The following is a 14,899-nucleotide window of genomic DNA, read 5'->3' as shown; positions in this document are numbered from 1 at the left end:
TGAGTACTTATCTAGGAGATCCTCATGCTTCGTAAAGGCTTCGGTGCTGAACTTGCACTCCCGCACGCTAACGATCTGCGGTACGACCTTGCGGGGACGGTAGTCCGCAGTTCTACTGGTGTTCCGCGTGCTGGCTTGTTCCCGCCTGTGGGTACGCTGCTGACCCCCTCGGCGACGATGGCGGTGAATGTTGCTGCGTTCTCCGCCGTGGCTGTGCGTGATGGGGGTGTGGTGTTCCTGGCGAACGATGGTCCGGCGACTGTCACACCAGCTGTAGCACCGTCGGCGAACTCACGTCTTGATGTGCTCTATGCAAAACAGAATGATGCGTCGTCGTATGTGACCACACCGGATGGCGACAACCTGGCCGTGTTCGGTGTGCTGCAAGGTTTTGCGTCTGCTACTCCGGTGCGGAACCCTGCCGGTCTGCCTCAGGGCGCGGTCGAGCTCGGCACAATCCTCATCCCGTCGACGGCTACGAACTCCGGTTCGGCTGGTGTGGTGATCACCTCGACGTTCCAGTACACGGCGATGACTGGTGGTGTGGTCACGTTCCGCAACACCACCGAGCGTGATGCGTTCGGAACTCCCGGTGACGGGCAACTCGGCTATCTCATCTCGGCCGGGCAACTTATCGAGTACATCGCAACCGCGACGACCCCGGGCTGGCAGGTGATAGCTGGTCGGCCAGTCGTGTCGGTGGTGACGTTTGCCGGTGTCTATTCGTCGTCCGGTTCGTCCCCTGTCTCGTTGGTTCAGCAGAATGGGCGCAACTACCTTGAGGGCACTGTCGTATCGACCTCGGCCACGTTCGTGCTGGGTACGACCTACACCATTGGGACCGTCCCCGCAGCCCTTGCACCTCTCACCCCCGTCGTGTTTGCCTGCTCAGCGAACGCGACCGCGCTGGGTGCTGTGCAGGTCGATGCGTCAGGCAACGTCACCCTCGTCCTGAACTCGGGGTTCACCGGCGTGCTCGCGCTATCCCTGGCCGGGTCATGGCGAGCTAAGGGACTCTGATGCCCAATCTTGTTGACATCCCCACCACTGACACCATTCAGGGGTATTCGTACACGCTTGGCGCACGCCAACGGCTCGATGTTCGCGCACTGCCGAACCTGCTCGCGTTCGCAGTTGCTTTCCGCGCGGAGTTCGGCTCCGCGCTTGTTATCACGGAGGCAGCGAGGTCACGGCCTCGACAGACCGCGCTGTGGAATGCGTGGCTGGCATATGTGAAGCGCGGCAAGAAACCGCCCGAAGCGAGCCTCGCCGCGTTCCCGTTCACATCCATCCATGACGAAGTTACTCACGGCAATGCTGTCGACCTTGGCGGCGGGATCGCGACGTTTGCGACACCCACTCATCAGTGGGCCGCAATAAAGGGTCCGCATTACGGGGTGCGACCAACTGGCCTGAACTTCTCATCCCCCGAGCCATGGCATTTCGACATTGATATATCAACCACAGCCGGAAGCGGCTCAACCCCCACCCAGGAGGATGAATTGTCAGCAGCAGCAGAAGCCCAAATCAACGCCATACACCAAGCGATCTTCGCAGGCGGTCCGTCGATGCCGGACAGCGGTCGAAGCCTCGGCTCATCAGTCGCCGGCATCGTCTCCCTCCTCGATACTCAGTTCGCCCCGGTGCAACGCACGGACGGCAAAGGCAACCTCGTGCTCATCCCGGTGCGGCAGGACAACGCCGACACGAAGACACTCGTTATCGCGTTGCAGGCACAGGTAGCGGCGCTCATCGCCGCGATTCCTGCGGCATCCGGTGGAGCCTCGGCTGCTGTCATTCAGGCTGCGGCAAAGGCTGGGGCTGAAGAAGCTCTCGCCACTCTGGCGTTCACTATTACAGCTAAATCGTCCTGACGTCATGCCGTCACCGCTGCCAAGCATGCAAGGCCGGGACGTGCGGGCATGACCTGAACTGTGATGCCTTCAACCACGAGGAGTGACCTGTGACTGAGTACTCCATCGGAAACTTCGCGTCTGGGCGAAGGATTCAAACTCTCCCGGTGATGACGGGCCCGTGGTCGGATCGCATCCATGTTGCTGAGACGATCACGGTGTCGTTGGACTTGAACGACCCAGACGTGCAAGCACTCGATTTGCGGAACTCTGCCACTCCCGGGCAGGCATTCCTTGCGGTCGAAGAGAACGGGACGATGGTAGCAGCCGGACCAATTTGGACACGGAAGTACAATCGCGGAAACCGGACCCTTGAACTCGGGGCGGCCGGTGCAGGTTCCTATTTCGATCACCGTCTGATCCTCCCCCTGCTGGCGTTGACTATCGGAACAGACCAGTGGACGGTTCCTGATCCGACCGACCCGACGAAGACGATGCCTAACCCGTTGCTGTCCACCACGATCAGCGGTGTCAGTCTTGGAACGATCGTGAAACGGGCTCTACAGCAGGCATCCCTGTTCCCGGGCGGCACTGTCCCTCTGGTGTTCCAGGATGACGAGATTTCGGATAGCACCCGCACCTATTTGGGCGCAGATTTCAAACCCGTGTGGGAAGCGATCAACGACATTATGAATGTCCAGAACGGGCCCGAGGTGAAGTTCCAGCCGCGGCGCACGGCGGACGGTCGCGGTGTTGAATGGTTGGTGAGGACTGGTACGGTCGCGCAACCTTTGATCACATCCCCGTCAGTGATCGCGTGGGATGTCACAGTCCCAGAGTCCCCGGTGTTAGATCTGGACATCAGCGAGGACGCGTCGAAGCTTGGTTCCCTCGCATGGCAGGTCGGTGGTCGGCAAGCTGATGATGTACTGGTGTCGCGCGCCTACGATCCGACACTTGTCACCGCCAACTTTCCTCTGCTCGAGCTGGTTGACAGTTCACACTCCACCGTCTCAGTGCAGTCGACTTTGGACAGCTACGCGCTCGCGGATGTTCTCGCTGGCCGGACGACTTCGGAGATCTGGTCATTCTCCGTCAAGGCATACCCGACCGATTCGGAAGGCAACCCGTCCGGGTTGCAGTTCGGGTCTTATGCGGTCGGTGACTTCTGCGACCTCGTCGTTGCGACGTGGAACCCGGATACCGGGTTCGGTGACCCGTACATTACGGGCGGCACGTACCGGATGCGGATCATCGGACTATCAGGCGACGAGCATGGGGTCGACGTGAAGATAGATTGTGCGCCACTCGTGAAGGGGTTCTGATGCTCTACCCGACACCACCAGGCGATTCTGTGCAGCCGATCGTTGATCATCTGAAGGAGACACGACGTCAACTGCGGGAGGCTCAGCGGCCGTCCGGGACGAACCTCGGATCGTTGGTTGCTCAGGTGCAGGCAGCGCTGGCGAACATCAACTCGACTGTCGCTACGGCGATCGCGGCAAATTCGTACACGCGGGCGCAGACAGATTCGAAGGTTGCGACCCCGGGAGCAATATCGCCCACGACTGTGAATGCATCAGGGATAGTAACAGCCGATGCTGGCATATCTTCTCTTGACGCCCGTAACACGACGGTCATCACCAACCGGACAGCGCTCTGGATCGACGGTGCTGGGAGGATGGGGAACTCATCATCCTCCGTCTTCGTCAAACAAGACTTCGCCCCGGCTGACGCGGCCGCAAAGGTTAATGCTCTCCTCCACCTCGGACTGCTGGACTTCCGGCGCATCGATGCGGTTGAGGAGCTAGGCGAATCAGCACCGGTCGAACTTGGCTCGATAGTCGAATACGTCGCAGGTACGCCGCTCGAGGGCATGACGTTCAACGATGCTCAGGGCAAGCCACAGGGAATCAACTGGGCTGACATGATACCGACGATGATCGCGACGATGCAGTCCATGCACGCCCGGATTGTCGAGTTAGAGAACCCTACGGCTTGAACGCGACCTCGCACTCAGGGTGAGCGGCATCCGGAAGTGAGATGTGGAAGCAGATTTCCGGGAAACATGAGGTGTCGTTCGGCCCGTCACCGCTGTTCGCTTGGCTGCCAGCCGGACACTTGATCGGTCCGGAAGGTGCGCTCGGTGCAGCGGCACGCGCGGTTGGTGCTTTCACGACGGGCTTCGCGCCGGCAGCTTGAGCATCGGCGGCAGCTTGAGCGGCTGCTGCCTGCTGTGCGGCAAGCGCGGCGGCGGCTTCATCCGCTGCTTTCTGCGCGGCGGCGGTTGCGATCGCTTCATCGCTGATCGTCTGCACCTGAGCGCCTACTGAGGTCGCTGAGGTGCTGATGTCCTTCGTCGTGGCGCTGACACGCAGTGAGGTGAGATGTTCGGATTGGGCTTGGTCTGCTGCGGCCTGTGCTTGGCCTTGCGCGTATGCGGAACCGCCAACACTGCCGCCAACGACGACTACGGCTGCGGTGGTGAGGATCGCCCAGAGTGGGACGCGCTTCTTGGTGATGTTCATGACTCAAACATAGCAGGCGTTATACACCCCGTCTATACCCCCAAATAGAGGGCCAACGCCGCCTTCACCACCTCCGTCTGAGTAACACCGTCAGCTTCCGCACGCGCCTTCAAAAGGTCCCGCAACTCGAGCGGGATTCGGTACGCAGCGGCAGGAGTCTTCGGCTGGTTCGGCATGCGCCCATTCTCGCATGTGTATGACACCTGATCAACCAACGACCCGGCCACGGGCAGTCCAAGGGGGACCAATGAGCGAACCGGGTGACATGAAACCTTCCGGCTCCGGATACGCACTCGTTGATTGGCGACTGTCGAAGATCGAGCAGAAACTTGACGCCCTCGGAAGCACCTTCGTACCCATCGAAATTTACAGCGTCAACCAACAGAACATCACCGCCGAATTTGCTAGGCAAATGACCGCGATCGCTGATGTGAAAACGGCGCAAGCAAAGTTTGAGGCCGACATTGAAGTGAACCGGAAAGAGTTGGAAAAGAACCGCAAACAGTTCTTCCTCTCCGTGGCCGGTGGTGCCCTGCTGTTAGTTCTCGGCATATTCGTTCCCGCAATATCGAAAGCATTGGGGCTCGGCTGATGCGATGGTTCAAGAAGTTCGACGGCAGACATGTCATCACTGTGCTGCTGATCCTCGCCACGGCGGGAGTGATCACGGCAGGGTTCGTCGCGCAAACGTACCAATACGACAACCTGCTCAGCTTGTATGCGAAATCTCAGGCGCAACTGAATGCCAACGGCATCACCCCCACAACACCGAGCGCCGGGCAGGTTGCGGAACAGGGCGCGGCGGGGGCGAAAGGTTCCCAGGGTGACACAGGTAAAACTGGTGCCGCAGGACGCCCACCGACCTCGGCCGAGATATACGCACAGCTCACCGCCTACTGCACCGCCCACGGTGACTGCATCGGAGCGCACGGTCAGGACGGTGCCCCCGGCCTATCGGTGAAGGGCGACACCGGAGACACCGGGCAGTCGATCAAAGGCGACCCAGGCGCACCCGGTCCTGCTGGTGCCGACTCCACGACCCCCGGCCCGGCAGGTAAAGGCATCACATCTGTGACCTGCATCCGCATAGACGTTCTCACGACCGCTTACCGTTTCACCTTCACCGACGGCACGTTCAACGACGTGACCGGCAACTGCACCCCAACCCCAACCCCCTAGGAGAAATCATGTCTACAACTTCCCCAATCGCATCGACTGCTTCAGCTTTCTGGTCGTCGATCGTCCGCACTTTCGTTCCGATCATCGTCGGCGCTGTGGTGGCGTTCCTTGTGAGCGCTGGTATTAACCTCGATGGCCAGTTCGAGGTGCTCCTGACCACGCTCCTCACGGGTGTGTTCACGGCCATCTACTACCTGTTGGTGCGCATCTTCGAGGTGTATGTTTCGCCGAAGTTCGGCTGGCTGCTGGGGCTTGCGAAGCCGCCGGCGTATGCGGGGACTGCTGGCACAGGTGAGCCGGTGCTGATCACGAATTTGAGCGCCCTCGCCTCGAAGGATGTTGTGCTCGCTGAGCATGCTCTTCTCGACCCGACCGAGAAGCTGGCCTCCGAAGCGGCTGCCGTTTCCCGCGTCAACCCGTGAATCCCGAATATCAGGTGCCGGTAGATCCTGCCGACGAATTCGCCTGCGACAGCTGCCAATAACAGCCTGCACTACCTACGCCCCTCAGTGGCTAGCTCACCTCGAGCTGGTTGCTGGGGGGCTATTCGGCGTTAACAACCGACTGTAGCGAGCTTGTCCTTAGTCGTCGCATTGGTTGGTGAATTCACGATCTTCCCCGTGTCGCTGCGCGCTATGCTCCAACTCAAGTCCGATACCTTCACATATCCAAGCGGCACCTTCCCTGCGCTATTGGGTTTGTAGGTCAGAGTGTCTGTAATTTTCAGCGATGCAAGACAATCGCCCCAGAGAGTCTTGATTGATTCCACATATGCGGCCGAGTCGGCGGTGGAAGATCTAGATGGGGTAGGGGCTGCGACGGGCGGAACTGCACTCGTACAACTGGCGAGCAGTAGTACGATAACCAGGATCGGGAGTAGACGTTTCATAATGTGCTGACAGTAGCGCACCCGTTCACTCAGCGCGACGCCCCAAACGGGAGCATCGACGCTCGTGGTGGCGTCCTCCACAATGGGGGGATGACCGATGACGATCGGGCGCTACTCACCTTCGAAGAAGCCCACCCTCGAGACACTCCCACGAAGATGAAAGCCATCAGCCAGGATCTGCGCATCAGCGCCACACGGTACTACCAACGCCTTCAACACCTCATGGAGGTTCCGGAGGTCATCCAAGAATTCCCCGGACTCACTAAACGGCTACAGCGGTTGCATGCGCGACGAAAGAAAGCACGCGAGAGCCGAACGTTTTGAGGCATCGGCTACAGTAGCGGCTACACCAAACCCTCTAATTCAGTGCCCCCGCAGGGATTCGAACCCTGACTGGGACGATTTTAAGTCGTCTGCCTCTGCCGATTGGGCTACGGGGGCTGGGCAACTCGAACAGAACTAGGAGGCTGTCGGCGGCTTCGGACGCGACGCGAAGGTCTCGAAAGCCACGCGCGGGAAGGCGCGGGCCTCGATCGAGACGATGTCGCGACGTAACAGGAAGTTGAGGATCCAGTTGCCGAAGACGCGGATCTTGCGCTCCCACATCGGAACCGCGAGTCCGTGGTATCCGCGATGCATGAACCACGCAGGGACGCCCTTGACGGCGATCTTGCCCGACTGGAACACACCCTCGCCGAGACCAATGCCGGCTACCGCGCCCAGGTTCTTGTGGACGTAATCCCTGGGCAGGTCACCGCGCAGGGTTCCCGTGATGTTTTTGGCGAGCAGCTTGCCCTGGCGCACCGCATGCTGAGCGTTCGGCACGCAGAATCCGCCGACGCCACCACCGGTGAGGTCGGGGACTGCGCTGACGTCGCCAGCGCCCCAGGCATCCGGAACAACGCCATCGTCGTTGACCACGCGCAGGTCGCCCTGCACGCGCAGACGGCCGCGCTCTTCGACCGGGAGGTCGGTGTTGCGCAGTACGGGGTTGGCCATGACGCCAGCCGTCCAGACGATGAGGTCGGTCTCGAAGGATTCGCCGCTGGAGAGTTCGATTTTGCCGCCGACCGCCGAGGTCAGCTGGGTTTCGAGGTGCACCTGGGCGCCGCGTTGGGCGAGGTTCTTCAGCACCCAGTGGCTGGTCTTGAGCGACACCTCGGGCATGATACGGCCCATCGCCTCGATGAGATGGAAGTGCGTGTCGTTGAACTTGATCGCGGGGTAGTAGCGCAGCAGCGCACTCGCGAGGCTGCGCAGTTCGCCGAAGATCTCGATACCGGCGAAGCCACCGCCGACCACCGAGAAGGTGAGCAGTCGGTCGCGCTCCGGACCGGCCGGAAGATTGGATGCCTTGTCGAAGTTGGTGAGAACACGGTCACGAACCGCGATCGCCTCTTCGATGTTCTTGAGGCCGATGGCCTCGTCGGCAATACCGGGGATCGGGAAGGTGCGGGAGACCGATCCGGCGGTGACCACGACGATGTCGTAGTCGTAGTCCCATGCGTCGCCGACGGGCGGCGTGATGGTCGCCTTCTTGTTCGCGTGGTCGATGTTGGTGACCTTCCCGGTGACGACATTCGTCTTCCGGAGGTGACGACGGTGCGAGACCACGGCGTGGCGCGGTTCGATGGAACCGGCTGCAACCTCAGGGAGGAAAGGCTGGTAGGTCATGTAGGGAAGTGGGTCGACCACGGTAACGTCGGCCTCGCCAGGGCGAAGCGAACTTTCAAGTTTGAGGGCCGTATAGAAACCGGCGTAGCCGCCGCCAACGATCAGGATTTTGGGCACAACATACAATCTACTACTTGCGCCGAGCCCTCCTTAACGCGAGCACCGCTGTGCGGCAGAGCAAAAAGAGCAGTACGGCGAAGGCCAGATAGACCAGCAACGGCACGCCAATGTTCTTCAGCGAGTCGACAGAGGGGAGCACCCGACCGAACGGGCTGACCGGTGCGGCCTTCACGACGGGAGCTGGTTTGGCGGTCGCGGTACTGGTGGGCGTCGGTGTCGGCGTCGAAGCCGCTCGACGGTTGAGCCTGATCCAGTTCTTCAGATCGTCGGCTGGATTCGCCTTGACCGCGGGGACGGCTGCCGTCACCGCCGCCTGCGCATTCATCAGTCCGCTGCCATAGACGATGGGGTTCCCGGCCGGATTCGCGGTGGCGGTGAGTCGGTTGATGATGTTGCCCGCGCTGAGCTTCGGATGCGACGCCTTGATGAGCGCGAGAACCCCGGAAACGAGCGGTGCAGCCCCACTCGTGCCAGCCCAGGAATAGTAGCCACCGCCCGGTGCGGCACCGACGAGGTCCTCGCTCGGTGCGGACACGGTGAGGGTGATCCCCTGGGAGGACGCGTCGAAGCTCGCCTTGCCGTTCCGGTCGACCCCTGCGACGACGACGACACCCGGCATCGTCGCGGGAGCGCCAACCTCGGTCGTGCCACTCCCCCGGTTGCCGGCGGCGGCGACCACGATCACGCCCTTCTCCATCGCGTAGAGGAAGGCGTCGTCCCAACTGGTGGGCCAGTCCAGGGTGTTGCGGGTCAGCGACATGTTGATGATGTCAGCGCCGTTGTCTACCGACCAGCGCACGGCCTTGGCGATCTGGTCGTCCGAGTTGCTCGATCCGACGCCGAAACCGACGGAGATCGCAAGCAGTTTGGCCTCCGGCGCGACACCGATGACACCCTCCCCGGATCCGTGGCCGTGCCCGGCGAGCATCGAGGCGACCATGGTTCCGTGCTGGCTATCCTCGCCCACCGGTTTCTGGCCGTTCGGGGAACCGACGCCGGAGACATCCGTTCCCCCGATCACCGTTCCTGTGAGGTCGGGATGCGTCGCGTCGACACCGGTGTCGATTACCGCGACGGTGACGCCAGCACCTTTCGTGGTGCTCCAGGCCTGGGTGATGCCGTAGCTTGACAGCCAGTACTCCCGGTCGCGGATGCTGTCGGCGGATGCCGGCGACGCAACGAGCACGGAGGCGACGACGCCGAGCACCGCAACGCCGCTCAGCCACCGTAGTCGGCGCCAACGCAGTCGGTGCCACCGCAATCGCTGCCACCGCAGTCGCTTCATCCGGCGGAGCTCTCGGAGTCGGCTTCGTAGTCCTCGCACTCGCACACCGCGGGTGACCAGTCGGCCCACTGGAGCGCGAGATCTCCGATCGGGTTCACGCCGGGACCCGCAGCGAGGGCATGTCCGGCCAGTGCGTGCAGGCACTTGACCCGCACCGGCATGCCGCCGGCGGAGATGCCGTCGACCTCGGCAACGTGCTCGATACTCTCGCGATCGGCGAGGTAGGACTCGTGGGCGGCCAGATAGCCGGCGGCCATCGATTCGTCACTGAGAAGTTCCGCGAACTTCGGCATCACACCTGTCGCTTCGAGAGTGGAGATCGCGGCGGTCGCCGCCGGGTGGCTGAGGTAATAGAGGGTAGGGAACGGCGTGCCGTCATCGAGACGCGGACTCGTGGCCACGACTGTCGGTGCTCCGCAGACGCAGCGCGCGGCGATGCCGATCACGTTCCGGGCTGGGCGCCGCAGCTGCCGGGACACCGCGCGGATGTCCGACTCGCTTGGCGGGTCGAAGGGCGGTGTTGTCATTTTTTACCGATCACGGGCGCAACGATTTCGTTGGTCGGAGCATCCGTGAGCCCCGCGGTGAAGACCGAGGAGAGCAGCGAACCGACCCAGTCGACCTGGGTGGTCTGGATCTTGTCGCTGATCGGCTGGCCGTTCGCCGTGGAGCCAGCCACGGGGGCCGCGTCGTCGAGCACGAGATAGCTGTAGTCGCCGGGGAACACGTAGTTGAGCCGCTCACGTGCCTGCGCCTCGATGTAATTCGGGTCGCTCCACCGCGCCTTCTGGTCTTTGAGGTCGCCGACCGAGTTCTTCGCGTCTTTCACCGAAGCCTGGAGTGCGGCGATCTGCTGGCGCTGCTCGATGAGGATCTTGAGCGAGGGTGCGAGCACGACGACGGAGAGCACGATAAGGAACAGTGCGGTGATCGCAAAACCGGACAGGCGGATGCTGCGAAGCCACTGCCCCGCTGCGGCCTCCTCGGGAAGCCGCACCGGCACACGTGTGGTTTTCGCGCGCTCGACCCTCGGCTGCCTCGTCATGAGAACAGCCTAAATGCCGATACTGGATCAGCCCTTGAAGCGGGGAAACGCGCCGCGGCCGGCGTAGGTCGCAGCGCCGCCGAGCTCCTCCTCGATGCGCAGGAGCTGGTTGTACTTGGCGACGCGCTCGCTGCGGGCTGGGGCGCCGGTCTTGATCTGTCCGGCATCCGTCGCGACGGCGAGGTCGGCGATCGTGGTGTCTTCGGTCTCACCCGAGCGATGCGAGAGGATCGCGGTGTAGCTGTTGCGCTGGGCAAGAGCCACGGCATCCAGCGTCTCGGTGAGGGTACCGATCTGGTTGACCTTGACCAGGATGGAGTTGGCGACGTTCTTGTCGATGCCCTCCTGCAGACGCTTCGGGTTGGTGACAAAGAGGTCGTCTCCGACGATCTGCACCTTCGAGCCGAGCTGCTCGGTGAAGTGTACGTAGCCCTCCCAGTCGTCTTCGGCCAGCGGGTCTTCGATAGTGGCGAGCGGGTAGTCATTGACCAGGCCGACGAAATACTCGGTGAGCTTCGCGGCGTCGAGCTTCTGCTTCTCGAAGGAGTAGACGCCCTTGGCGAAGAACTCCGTCGCGGCGACGTCGAGACCGAGCGCGATGTCTTTACCCGGAGTGAAGCCGGCCTTGGTGATCGCCTCGACCAGCAGGTCGAGCGCAGCGCGACCGCCGGAGAGGTCGGGGGCGAATCCGCCCTCGTCACCGAGTCCGGTCGAGAGGCCCTTCTCCTTGAGCAGTCCCTTGAGCACATGGTAGGTCTCGACGCCCCAGCGCAGGCCCTCGCTGAAGGTATCTGCGCCGATCGGCAGGATCATGAACTCCTGGATGTCGACACTGGTGTCGGCGTGCGCGCCACCGTTGATCACGTTGAGCATCGGTACCGGAAGGGTGTGCGCGTTCGGGCCACCGAGGTAGCGGAACAGCGGAAGGTTGAGCGAGTCGGCCGAAGCTTTGGCCACCGCGAGCGAGACGCCGAGGATCGCGTTGGCGCCCAGCTTCTTCTTATTGTCGGTGCCGTCGAGCTCGATCATGGCCGCGTCGATCAGGCGCTGGTCGGTGGCGTCGAAGCCCTCCAGAGCCGGGCCGAGTACGTCGATGACGGCATCGACAGCCTTCCCGACGCCCTTGCCGCTGTAACGCTTCTTGTCACCGTCGCGCAGCTCAAAGGCCTCGAATGCACCGGTGGAAGCACCGGAGGGAACAGCGGCGCGAGCGACGATACCGTCGTCGAGAAGAACCTCAACCTCCACCGTCGGGTTGCCCCGTGAATCAAGAATTTCGCGGGCGCCTACAGCCTCGATCAAAGCCACGACAGGTTCTCCTTATGCATAGTCAACAGTGCGTGGTCATCCTACTCGCGGCCGGAGGACGGCCAGATGAACGTCAGTCGTCGCGCAGTGTGCGGAACTGCAACTGGCCGACCTCTGTCACGTCTGCCGTGACCGTGGCGACCCTCGAGAAACCGGATGCCGCGAGCTGCTCGAGCAGTGGCTTGACGTTGCGCGGCGCACGTTCCAACCGCACGCGTCGACCGCCCGCGATGAGCGCGGCCTTGAACTCCATGAGCGTCGCCGGCTCGACGGCTGCGTCGTAGAGGAGCGCGACGGCATCCGCTCTGCCATCCGAGGGAAGCTCGACGAGGTCGAGGATGCGCTCGAAGCCGATAGAGAAACCGGCGGCAGGCACCTCCGTGCCGAGGAAGCGTCCGATCATGCCATCGTAGCGACCACCGCCGCCGAGCGAGCTCGACGACGACGGGTGCGCGATCTCGAAGATCGTGCCGGTGTAGTAGCCCATGCCGCGCACGAGGAAGGGGTCGAATTGCACGATCTGCGCGCCCTGCCCGGCATCGACGGCAAGTCCTATTGCAGCCAACTCCGCGATGACCGCGTCGTCGACACCGTGCGGCAGCGCCTTCGTGATCGCCCGCTCTCCAAACGGCAGGTACTCCATGGTTTGCGGCCGGCGGAAGAATGCCTCCAGCGCGTCGATGGGCACGGAATCGATGCCGCGTTCGCGCAGTTCGGCGACGACGCCGTCCTGGCCGATCTTGTCCAGTTTGTCGACGGTGATCAGTACCGCGTCATGGTCCGTGGCGGCGAAACCGAAGACCTCGAGCATCCCGATGAGCAGTCGCCTGTCGTTGATACGGATGTTCCAGTTCTCGAGCCCGAGAGCATCCACTGTTGCCGCCGTCGCGGTGAGCAGTTCGATCTCGGCGAGCGGGCCTGCCTCGCCGATGATGTCGATATCGCACTGGATGAACTGGCGATAGCGGCCCTTCTGCGGACGCTCCGCACGCCAGACCGGGGCGATCTGGATGGAACGGAAGACGGCAGGCAGCTCCGCGCGGTGCGTGGCGTAGAAACGGGCGAGCGGCACTGTCAGGTCGAAGCGGAGGCCGAGGTCGGCGAGGTCGAGCGGATCCTTGGCTGCCGCGAGATCCTCGGGGGTCAGCCCGCGTTTGAGTACTCCGAAGGCCAGCTTCTCGTTGTCTCCGCCGAGGCCAGCGTGCAGCCGCGCTGAATCTTCCATCACCGGTGTCTCGATCTCGTCGAAGCCGTGCGAGGAGAAGACCGACCGGATGACGGTGAGCAGGTGTTCCCGCCGCGCCTTGTCTCCTGGCAGGAAGTCGCGCATTCCGCGAGGGGGATTAACCGAGCTAGCCATGTGTCGATTGTTCCATGGCGAAAGTTTAGGAGACCTCGTCGAGCTCCTCGTCCTCGAGCAGCTCGATCAGGCGTTGCTCGTAGGCGTCCAGCGCCCGCTCGAACGCTGCGGAGACCCGTTCGGTGTCACGCGTGACGATGAGGTCGTAGTGCAGGCCGTAGATGGTATCGACGATCACGCGGGCCTCGAGTTCGGCATCCATGGGGTTCAATCCCATGCGGATGAGCGCCTCGACTCCCGCCTCGTGCCAACGGCGGAAGACCCCGAGCTCGGTGCCTTCCGGGCGGGATTCGCGTGCCTCGAACATCGCCGCCTCGAACTCGAGTCGCTGCAACTGCAGGTTCCGTGGCTGGAGCGAGAGTTTCCATGAGGTGCGGAGGTTGGCGAGGTGCCCTTCGATCTCGCCCGCTTCGCTCGCTACCGCCGTGACGATGAAGTCTTGCCGCTCGGAGACCGCCTGCACGATTTCGGCGACGAGCTCCGCACGCGTGCCGAAATGGTAGACGAGCGTGTAGGTGCTGACGCCGAGTCCGTCGGCGAGAGCGCGGAAAGTGAGCGCGGAAAGTGGCTTGTCGAGCAGGTACTCGATGACCTCGGCGAGCAGCGCCGGCTTTCGCTCAGGGTTTCTCAGGCGCGCCACGAAAATAAACATAACGGATGTTTGCCTAATCCGACAGGATCAACTAGTATCACTTCTGGCACGCTTGTTTTCGCCGTCGATGTAGATCCGGCCGAACCGAGTGTCCAACAATCACATGATCAGGCTTTGGCCTATCATCACGACCAGGCAGGTGGATCGGGTAATCCGCCGGCCTGCGTTCGGAATCTGCCTTTCGCTGTGGAATTCCCAGCGAAAAAGCGTTCCGGACTGCGGTGCCCTTCTCATTCGGGTTGAGGAGGGCACCGTCTTTTCACCGGCTGGGCTCCTCCGTTACTGCTAATTGCCGGCTGTACCGATCACGCCCGCGTCGAATGGATCGGACTCTGCCTCGCGGATCTCCTCCTGCAGGCCGCGCAGGGTGACGCGCAGCGCCCGCTCCGCGTCGAGTCCGTTCGACCTGGCCGAGGAGACGATGGCCAATAACAGGCCACCGAGCTGGTCTTCGTCGGTGATCGGGACGACGGCCGGGGCATCCGTCGCCAACACGCCGATCTTCTGGGCGCGTCCGATCAGCTTGTCGGCGAGCGCGAGTGCCGGCATGCCCTGCGGGATACCATCGAGCACGCTGGTGCGGTGCGGTTTCTCGACGGCTTTGAGGTCGTCCCAGATCGCGATGACATCGGCGGCGGTCTCCGCTGTCGTGTCGCCGAAGACGTGCGGGTGCCTGCCGATCATCTTCGCGGTCATGTGCGCCGCGACATCCTCGAGGTCGAAGCGCTCATCATCGTTCTCGGAGGCGAGGTCGGCGTGGAAGACCACCTGGTAGAGCACGTCGCCGAGTTCCTCGATCATCTCCTCGCGATTACCGCTCTCGATCGCGTCGACGAGTTCGTAGGTCTCCTCGATCAGATATTGCACGAGCGACTCGTGGGTCTGTTCGCGATCCCAGGCACAGCCTCCTGGTGCACGCAGCCTGGCAAGCACGGCGATCAGTTCGTCGAGTTTCGGATGCGGCGTGGTCGGAGTCTCGACATCGGTCATGCTCCCCATCCTGCAC

Annotated in this window: 18 protein-coding genes and 1 tRNA gene; 8 read left to right on the top strand and 11 right to left on the bottom strand. The window is 62.5% G+C overall.

Annotated features, from left to right (window positions below; genetic code table 11):
* The first annotated feature begins 24 nt into the window (after positions 1 to 24).
* The 4 genes from ABIB56_RS03910 to ABIB56_RS03895 all read left to right on the top strand — a co-directional run bounded on the left by ABIB56_RS03910 (position 25) and on the right by ABIB56_RS03895 (position 3,855).
* Entirely contained in the window at positions 25 to 1,020 is a 996-nt protein-coding gene (locus ABIB56_RS03910; protein ID WP_354567637.1) for a hypothetical protein, read from the top strand.
* Positions 1,020 to 1,874 carry a M15 family metallopeptidase gene (locus ABIB56_RS03905; RefSeq protein WP_354567635.1) on the top strand — a complete coding sequence of 285 codons (855 nt, stop codon included), beginning with the start codon at positions 1,020 to 1,022 and terminating at the stop codon, positions 1,872 to 1,874. The genes ABIB56_RS03910 and ABIB56_RS03905 overlap by 1 nt, the downstream gene beginning before the upstream one ends.
* A gap of 146 nt (positions 1,875 to 2,020) precedes the next feature.
* Positions 2,021 to 3,178, top strand: a complete 1,158-nt coding sequence (locus ABIB56_RS03900; protein ID WP_354567634.1) for a hypothetical protein — start codon at positions 2,021 to 2,023, stop codon at positions 3,176 to 3,178.
* Positions 3,178 to 3,855, top strand: coding sequence for a hypothetical protein (locus tag ABIB56_RS03895; protein WP_354567633.1), 678 nt, complete (start codon positions 3,178 to 3,180; stop codon positions 3,853 to 3,855). The genes ABIB56_RS03900 and ABIB56_RS03895 overlap by 1 nt, the downstream gene beginning before the upstream one ends.
* On the opposite strand, the gene ABIB56_RS03890 is transcribed toward ABIB56_RS03895, so the two are convergent.
* Together ABIB56_RS03890 and ABIB56_RS03885 are read right to left on the bottom strand one after the other, a co-directional pair.
* Positions 3,845 to 4,381, bottom strand: a complete 537-nt coding sequence (locus ABIB56_RS03890; RefSeq protein WP_354567632.1) for a hypothetical protein — start codon at positions 4,379 to 4,381, stop codon at positions 3,845 to 3,847. The two genes, ABIB56_RS03895 and ABIB56_RS03890, sit on opposite strands and share 11 nt — an antisense overlap.
* 32 nt (positions 4,382 to 4,413) lie before the next feature.
* Positions 4,414 to 4,557, bottom strand: a complete 144-nt coding sequence (locus tag ABIB56_RS03885; RefSeq protein ID WP_354567630.1) for a hypothetical protein — start codon at positions 4,555 to 4,557, stop codon at positions 4,414 to 4,416.
* 71 nt (positions 4,558 to 4,628) lie between these two features.
* Here ABIB56_RS03885 and ABIB56_RS03880 point away from each other — a divergent pair, with 71 nt between their 5' ends.
* From ABIB56_RS03880 to ABIB56_RS03865, 4 genes are all read left to right on the top strand, one after another.
* On the top strand, positions 4,629 to 4,973 hold the full coding sequence (locus ABIB56_RS03880; protein WP_354567628.1) for a hypothetical protein: 345 nt from the start codon (positions 4,629 to 4,631) through the stop codon (positions 4,971 to 4,973).
* Positions 4,973 to 5,560, top strand: coding sequence for a hypothetical protein (locus ABIB56_RS03875; protein ID WP_354567627.1), 588 nt, complete (start codon positions 4,973 to 4,975; stop codon positions 5,558 to 5,560). The genes ABIB56_RS03880 and ABIB56_RS03875 overlap by 1 nt, the downstream gene beginning before the upstream one ends.
* A gap of 8 nt (positions 5,561 to 5,568) precedes the next feature.
* Positions 5,569 to 5,982 (top strand): hypothetical protein, encoded by a 414-nt coding sequence (locus tag ABIB56_RS03870; protein WP_354567626.1) that lies wholly within the window; start codon positions 5,569 to 5,571, stop codon positions 5,980 to 5,982.
* Positions 5,983 to 6,539: 557 nt separating this feature from the next.
* On the top strand, positions 6,540 to 6,773 hold the full coding sequence (locus tag ABIB56_RS03865) for a DUF3263 domain-containing protein (RefSeq protein ID WP_354567625.1): 234 nt from the start codon (positions 6,540 to 6,542) through the stop codon (positions 6,771 to 6,773).
* 43 nt (positions 6,774 to 6,816) lie between these two features.
* Here the strand turns inward: ABIB56_RS03865 and ABIB56_RS03860 are convergent.
* The 9 genes from ABIB56_RS03860 to ABIB56_RS03820 form a co-directional block, all read right to left on the bottom strand.
* Positions 6,817 to 6,890 (bottom strand) — tRNA-Leu (locus ABIB56_RS03860).
* Between the two features lie 18 nt (positions 6,891 to 6,908).
* Positions 6,909 to 8,240, bottom strand: a complete 1,332-nt coding sequence (locus tag ABIB56_RS03855; RefSeq protein ID WP_354567623.1) for an NAD(P)/FAD-dependent oxidoreductase — start codon at positions 8,238 to 8,240, stop codon at positions 6,909 to 6,911.
* A gap of 13 nt (positions 8,241 to 8,253) precedes the next feature.
* Positions 8,254 to 9,528, bottom strand: coding sequence for a S8 family peptidase (locus ABIB56_RS03850; protein ID WP_354567622.1), 1,275 nt, complete (start codon positions 9,526 to 9,528; stop codon positions 8,254 to 8,256).
* Entirely contained in the window at positions 9,525 to 10,055 is a 531-nt protein-coding gene (locus ABIB56_RS03845) for a DUF501 domain-containing protein (protein ID WP_354567621.1), read from the bottom strand. The genes ABIB56_RS03850 and ABIB56_RS03845 overlap by 4 nt, the downstream gene beginning before the upstream one ends.
* The gene (locus ABIB56_RS03840; RefSeq protein WP_354567620.1) at positions 10,052 to 10,573 is read right to left on the bottom strand and encodes an FtsB family cell division protein; all 522 of its coding nucleotides are present in this window, start codon (positions 10,571 to 10,573) and stop codon (positions 10,052 to 10,054) included. Before ABIB56_RS03840 ends, ABIB56_RS03845 begins: the two co-directional genes overlap by 4 nt.
* A 27-nt stretch (positions 10,574 to 10,600) precedes the next feature.
* On the bottom strand, positions 10,601 to 11,881 hold the full coding sequence (gene eno / locus ABIB56_RS03835; protein WP_354567618.1) for a phosphopyruvate hydratase: 1,281 nt from the start codon (positions 11,879 to 11,881) through the stop codon (positions 10,601 to 10,603).
* Positions 11,882 to 11,954: 73 nt separating this feature from the next.
* Positions 11,955 to 13,241, bottom strand: a complete 1,287-nt coding sequence (gene hisS, locus ABIB56_RS03830; RefSeq protein WP_354567617.1) for a histidine--tRNA ligase — start codon at positions 13,239 to 13,241, stop codon at positions 11,955 to 11,957.
* A 25-nt stretch (positions 13,242 to 13,266) separates the two neighbouring features.
* Positions 13,267 to 13,881 carry a TetR family transcriptional regulator gene (locus tag ABIB56_RS03825; RefSeq protein ID WP_354567615.1) on the bottom strand — a complete coding sequence of 205 codons (615 nt, stop codon included), beginning with the start codon at positions 13,879 to 13,881 and terminating at the stop codon, positions 13,267 to 13,269.
* Between the two features lie 297 nt (positions 13,882 to 14,178).
* On the bottom strand, positions 14,179 to 14,883 hold the full coding sequence (locus ABIB56_RS03820; protein ID WP_354567614.1) for a nucleoside triphosphate pyrophosphohydrolase: 705 nt from the start codon (positions 14,881 to 14,883) through the stop codon (positions 14,179 to 14,181).
* Positions 14,884 to 14,899: the final 16 nt, after the last annotated feature.

This window comes from Glaciihabitans sp. UYNi722, from assembly GCF_040549465.1.
Lineage (GTDB): Bacteria > Actinomycetota > Actinomycetes > Actinomycetales > Microbacteriaceae > Lacisediminihabitans.
This window is presented reverse-complemented; position numbering and strand designations above follow the sequence as displayed.

Bases quoted from the DNA above. Each gene is read 5' to 3' on its own strand.
- ABIB56_RS03850 (WP_354567622.1), bottom strand. From the start codon at position 9,528: ATGAAGCGACTGCGGTGGCAGCGATTGCGGTGGCACCGACTGCGTTGG.
- ABIB56_RS03870 (WP_354567626.1), top strand. From the start codon at position 5,569: ATGTCTACAACTTCCCCAATCGCATCGACTGCTTCAGCTTTCTGGTCG.
- ABIB56_RS03875 (WP_354567627.1), top strand. From the start codon at position 4,973: ATGCGATGGTTCAAGAAGTTCGACGGCAGACATGTCATCACTGTGCTG.
- ABIB56_RS03910 (WP_354567637.1), top strand. From the start codon at position 25: ATGCTTCGTAAAGGCTTCGGTGCTGAACTTGCACTCCCGCACGCTAAC.
- hisS (WP_354567617.1), bottom strand. From the start codon at position 13,241: ATGGCTAGCTCGGTTAATCCCCCTCGCGGAATGCGCGACTTCCTGCCA.
- ABIB56_RS03840 (WP_354567620.1), bottom strand. From the start codon at position 10,573: ATGACGAGGCAGCCGAGGGTCGAGCGCGCGAAAACCACACGTGTGCCG.
- ABIB56_RS03845 (WP_354567621.1), bottom strand. From the start codon at position 10,055: ATGACAACACCGCCCTTCGACCCGCCAAGCGAGTCGGACATCCGCGCG.
- ABIB56_RS03895 (WP_354567633.1), top strand. From the start codon at position 3,178: ATGCTCTACCCGACACCACCAGGCGATTCTGTGCAGCCGATCGTTGAT.
- ABIB56_RS03880 (WP_354567628.1), top strand. From the start codon at position 4,629: ATGAGCGAACCGGGTGACATGAAACCTTCCGGCTCCGGATACGCACTC.
- ABIB56_RS03865 (WP_354567625.1), top strand. From the start codon at position 6,540: ATGACCGATGACGATCGGGCGCTACTCACCTTCGAAGAAGCCCACCCT.
- ABIB56_RS03905 (WP_354567635.1), top strand. From the start codon at position 1,020: ATGCCCAATCTTGTTGACATCCCCACCACTGACACCATTCAGGGGTAT.
- ABIB56_RS03820 (WP_354567614.1), bottom strand. From the start codon at position 14,883: ATGACCGATGTCGAGACTCCGACCACGCCGCATCCGAAACTCGACGAA.
- ABIB56_RS03890 (WP_354567632.1), bottom strand. From the start codon at position 4,381: ATGAACATCACCAAGAAGCGCGTCCCACTCTGGGCGATCCTCACCACC.
- ABIB56_RS03885 (WP_354567630.1), bottom strand. From the start codon at position 4,557: ATGCCGAACCAGCCGAAGACTCCTGCCGCTGCGTACCGAATCCCGCTC.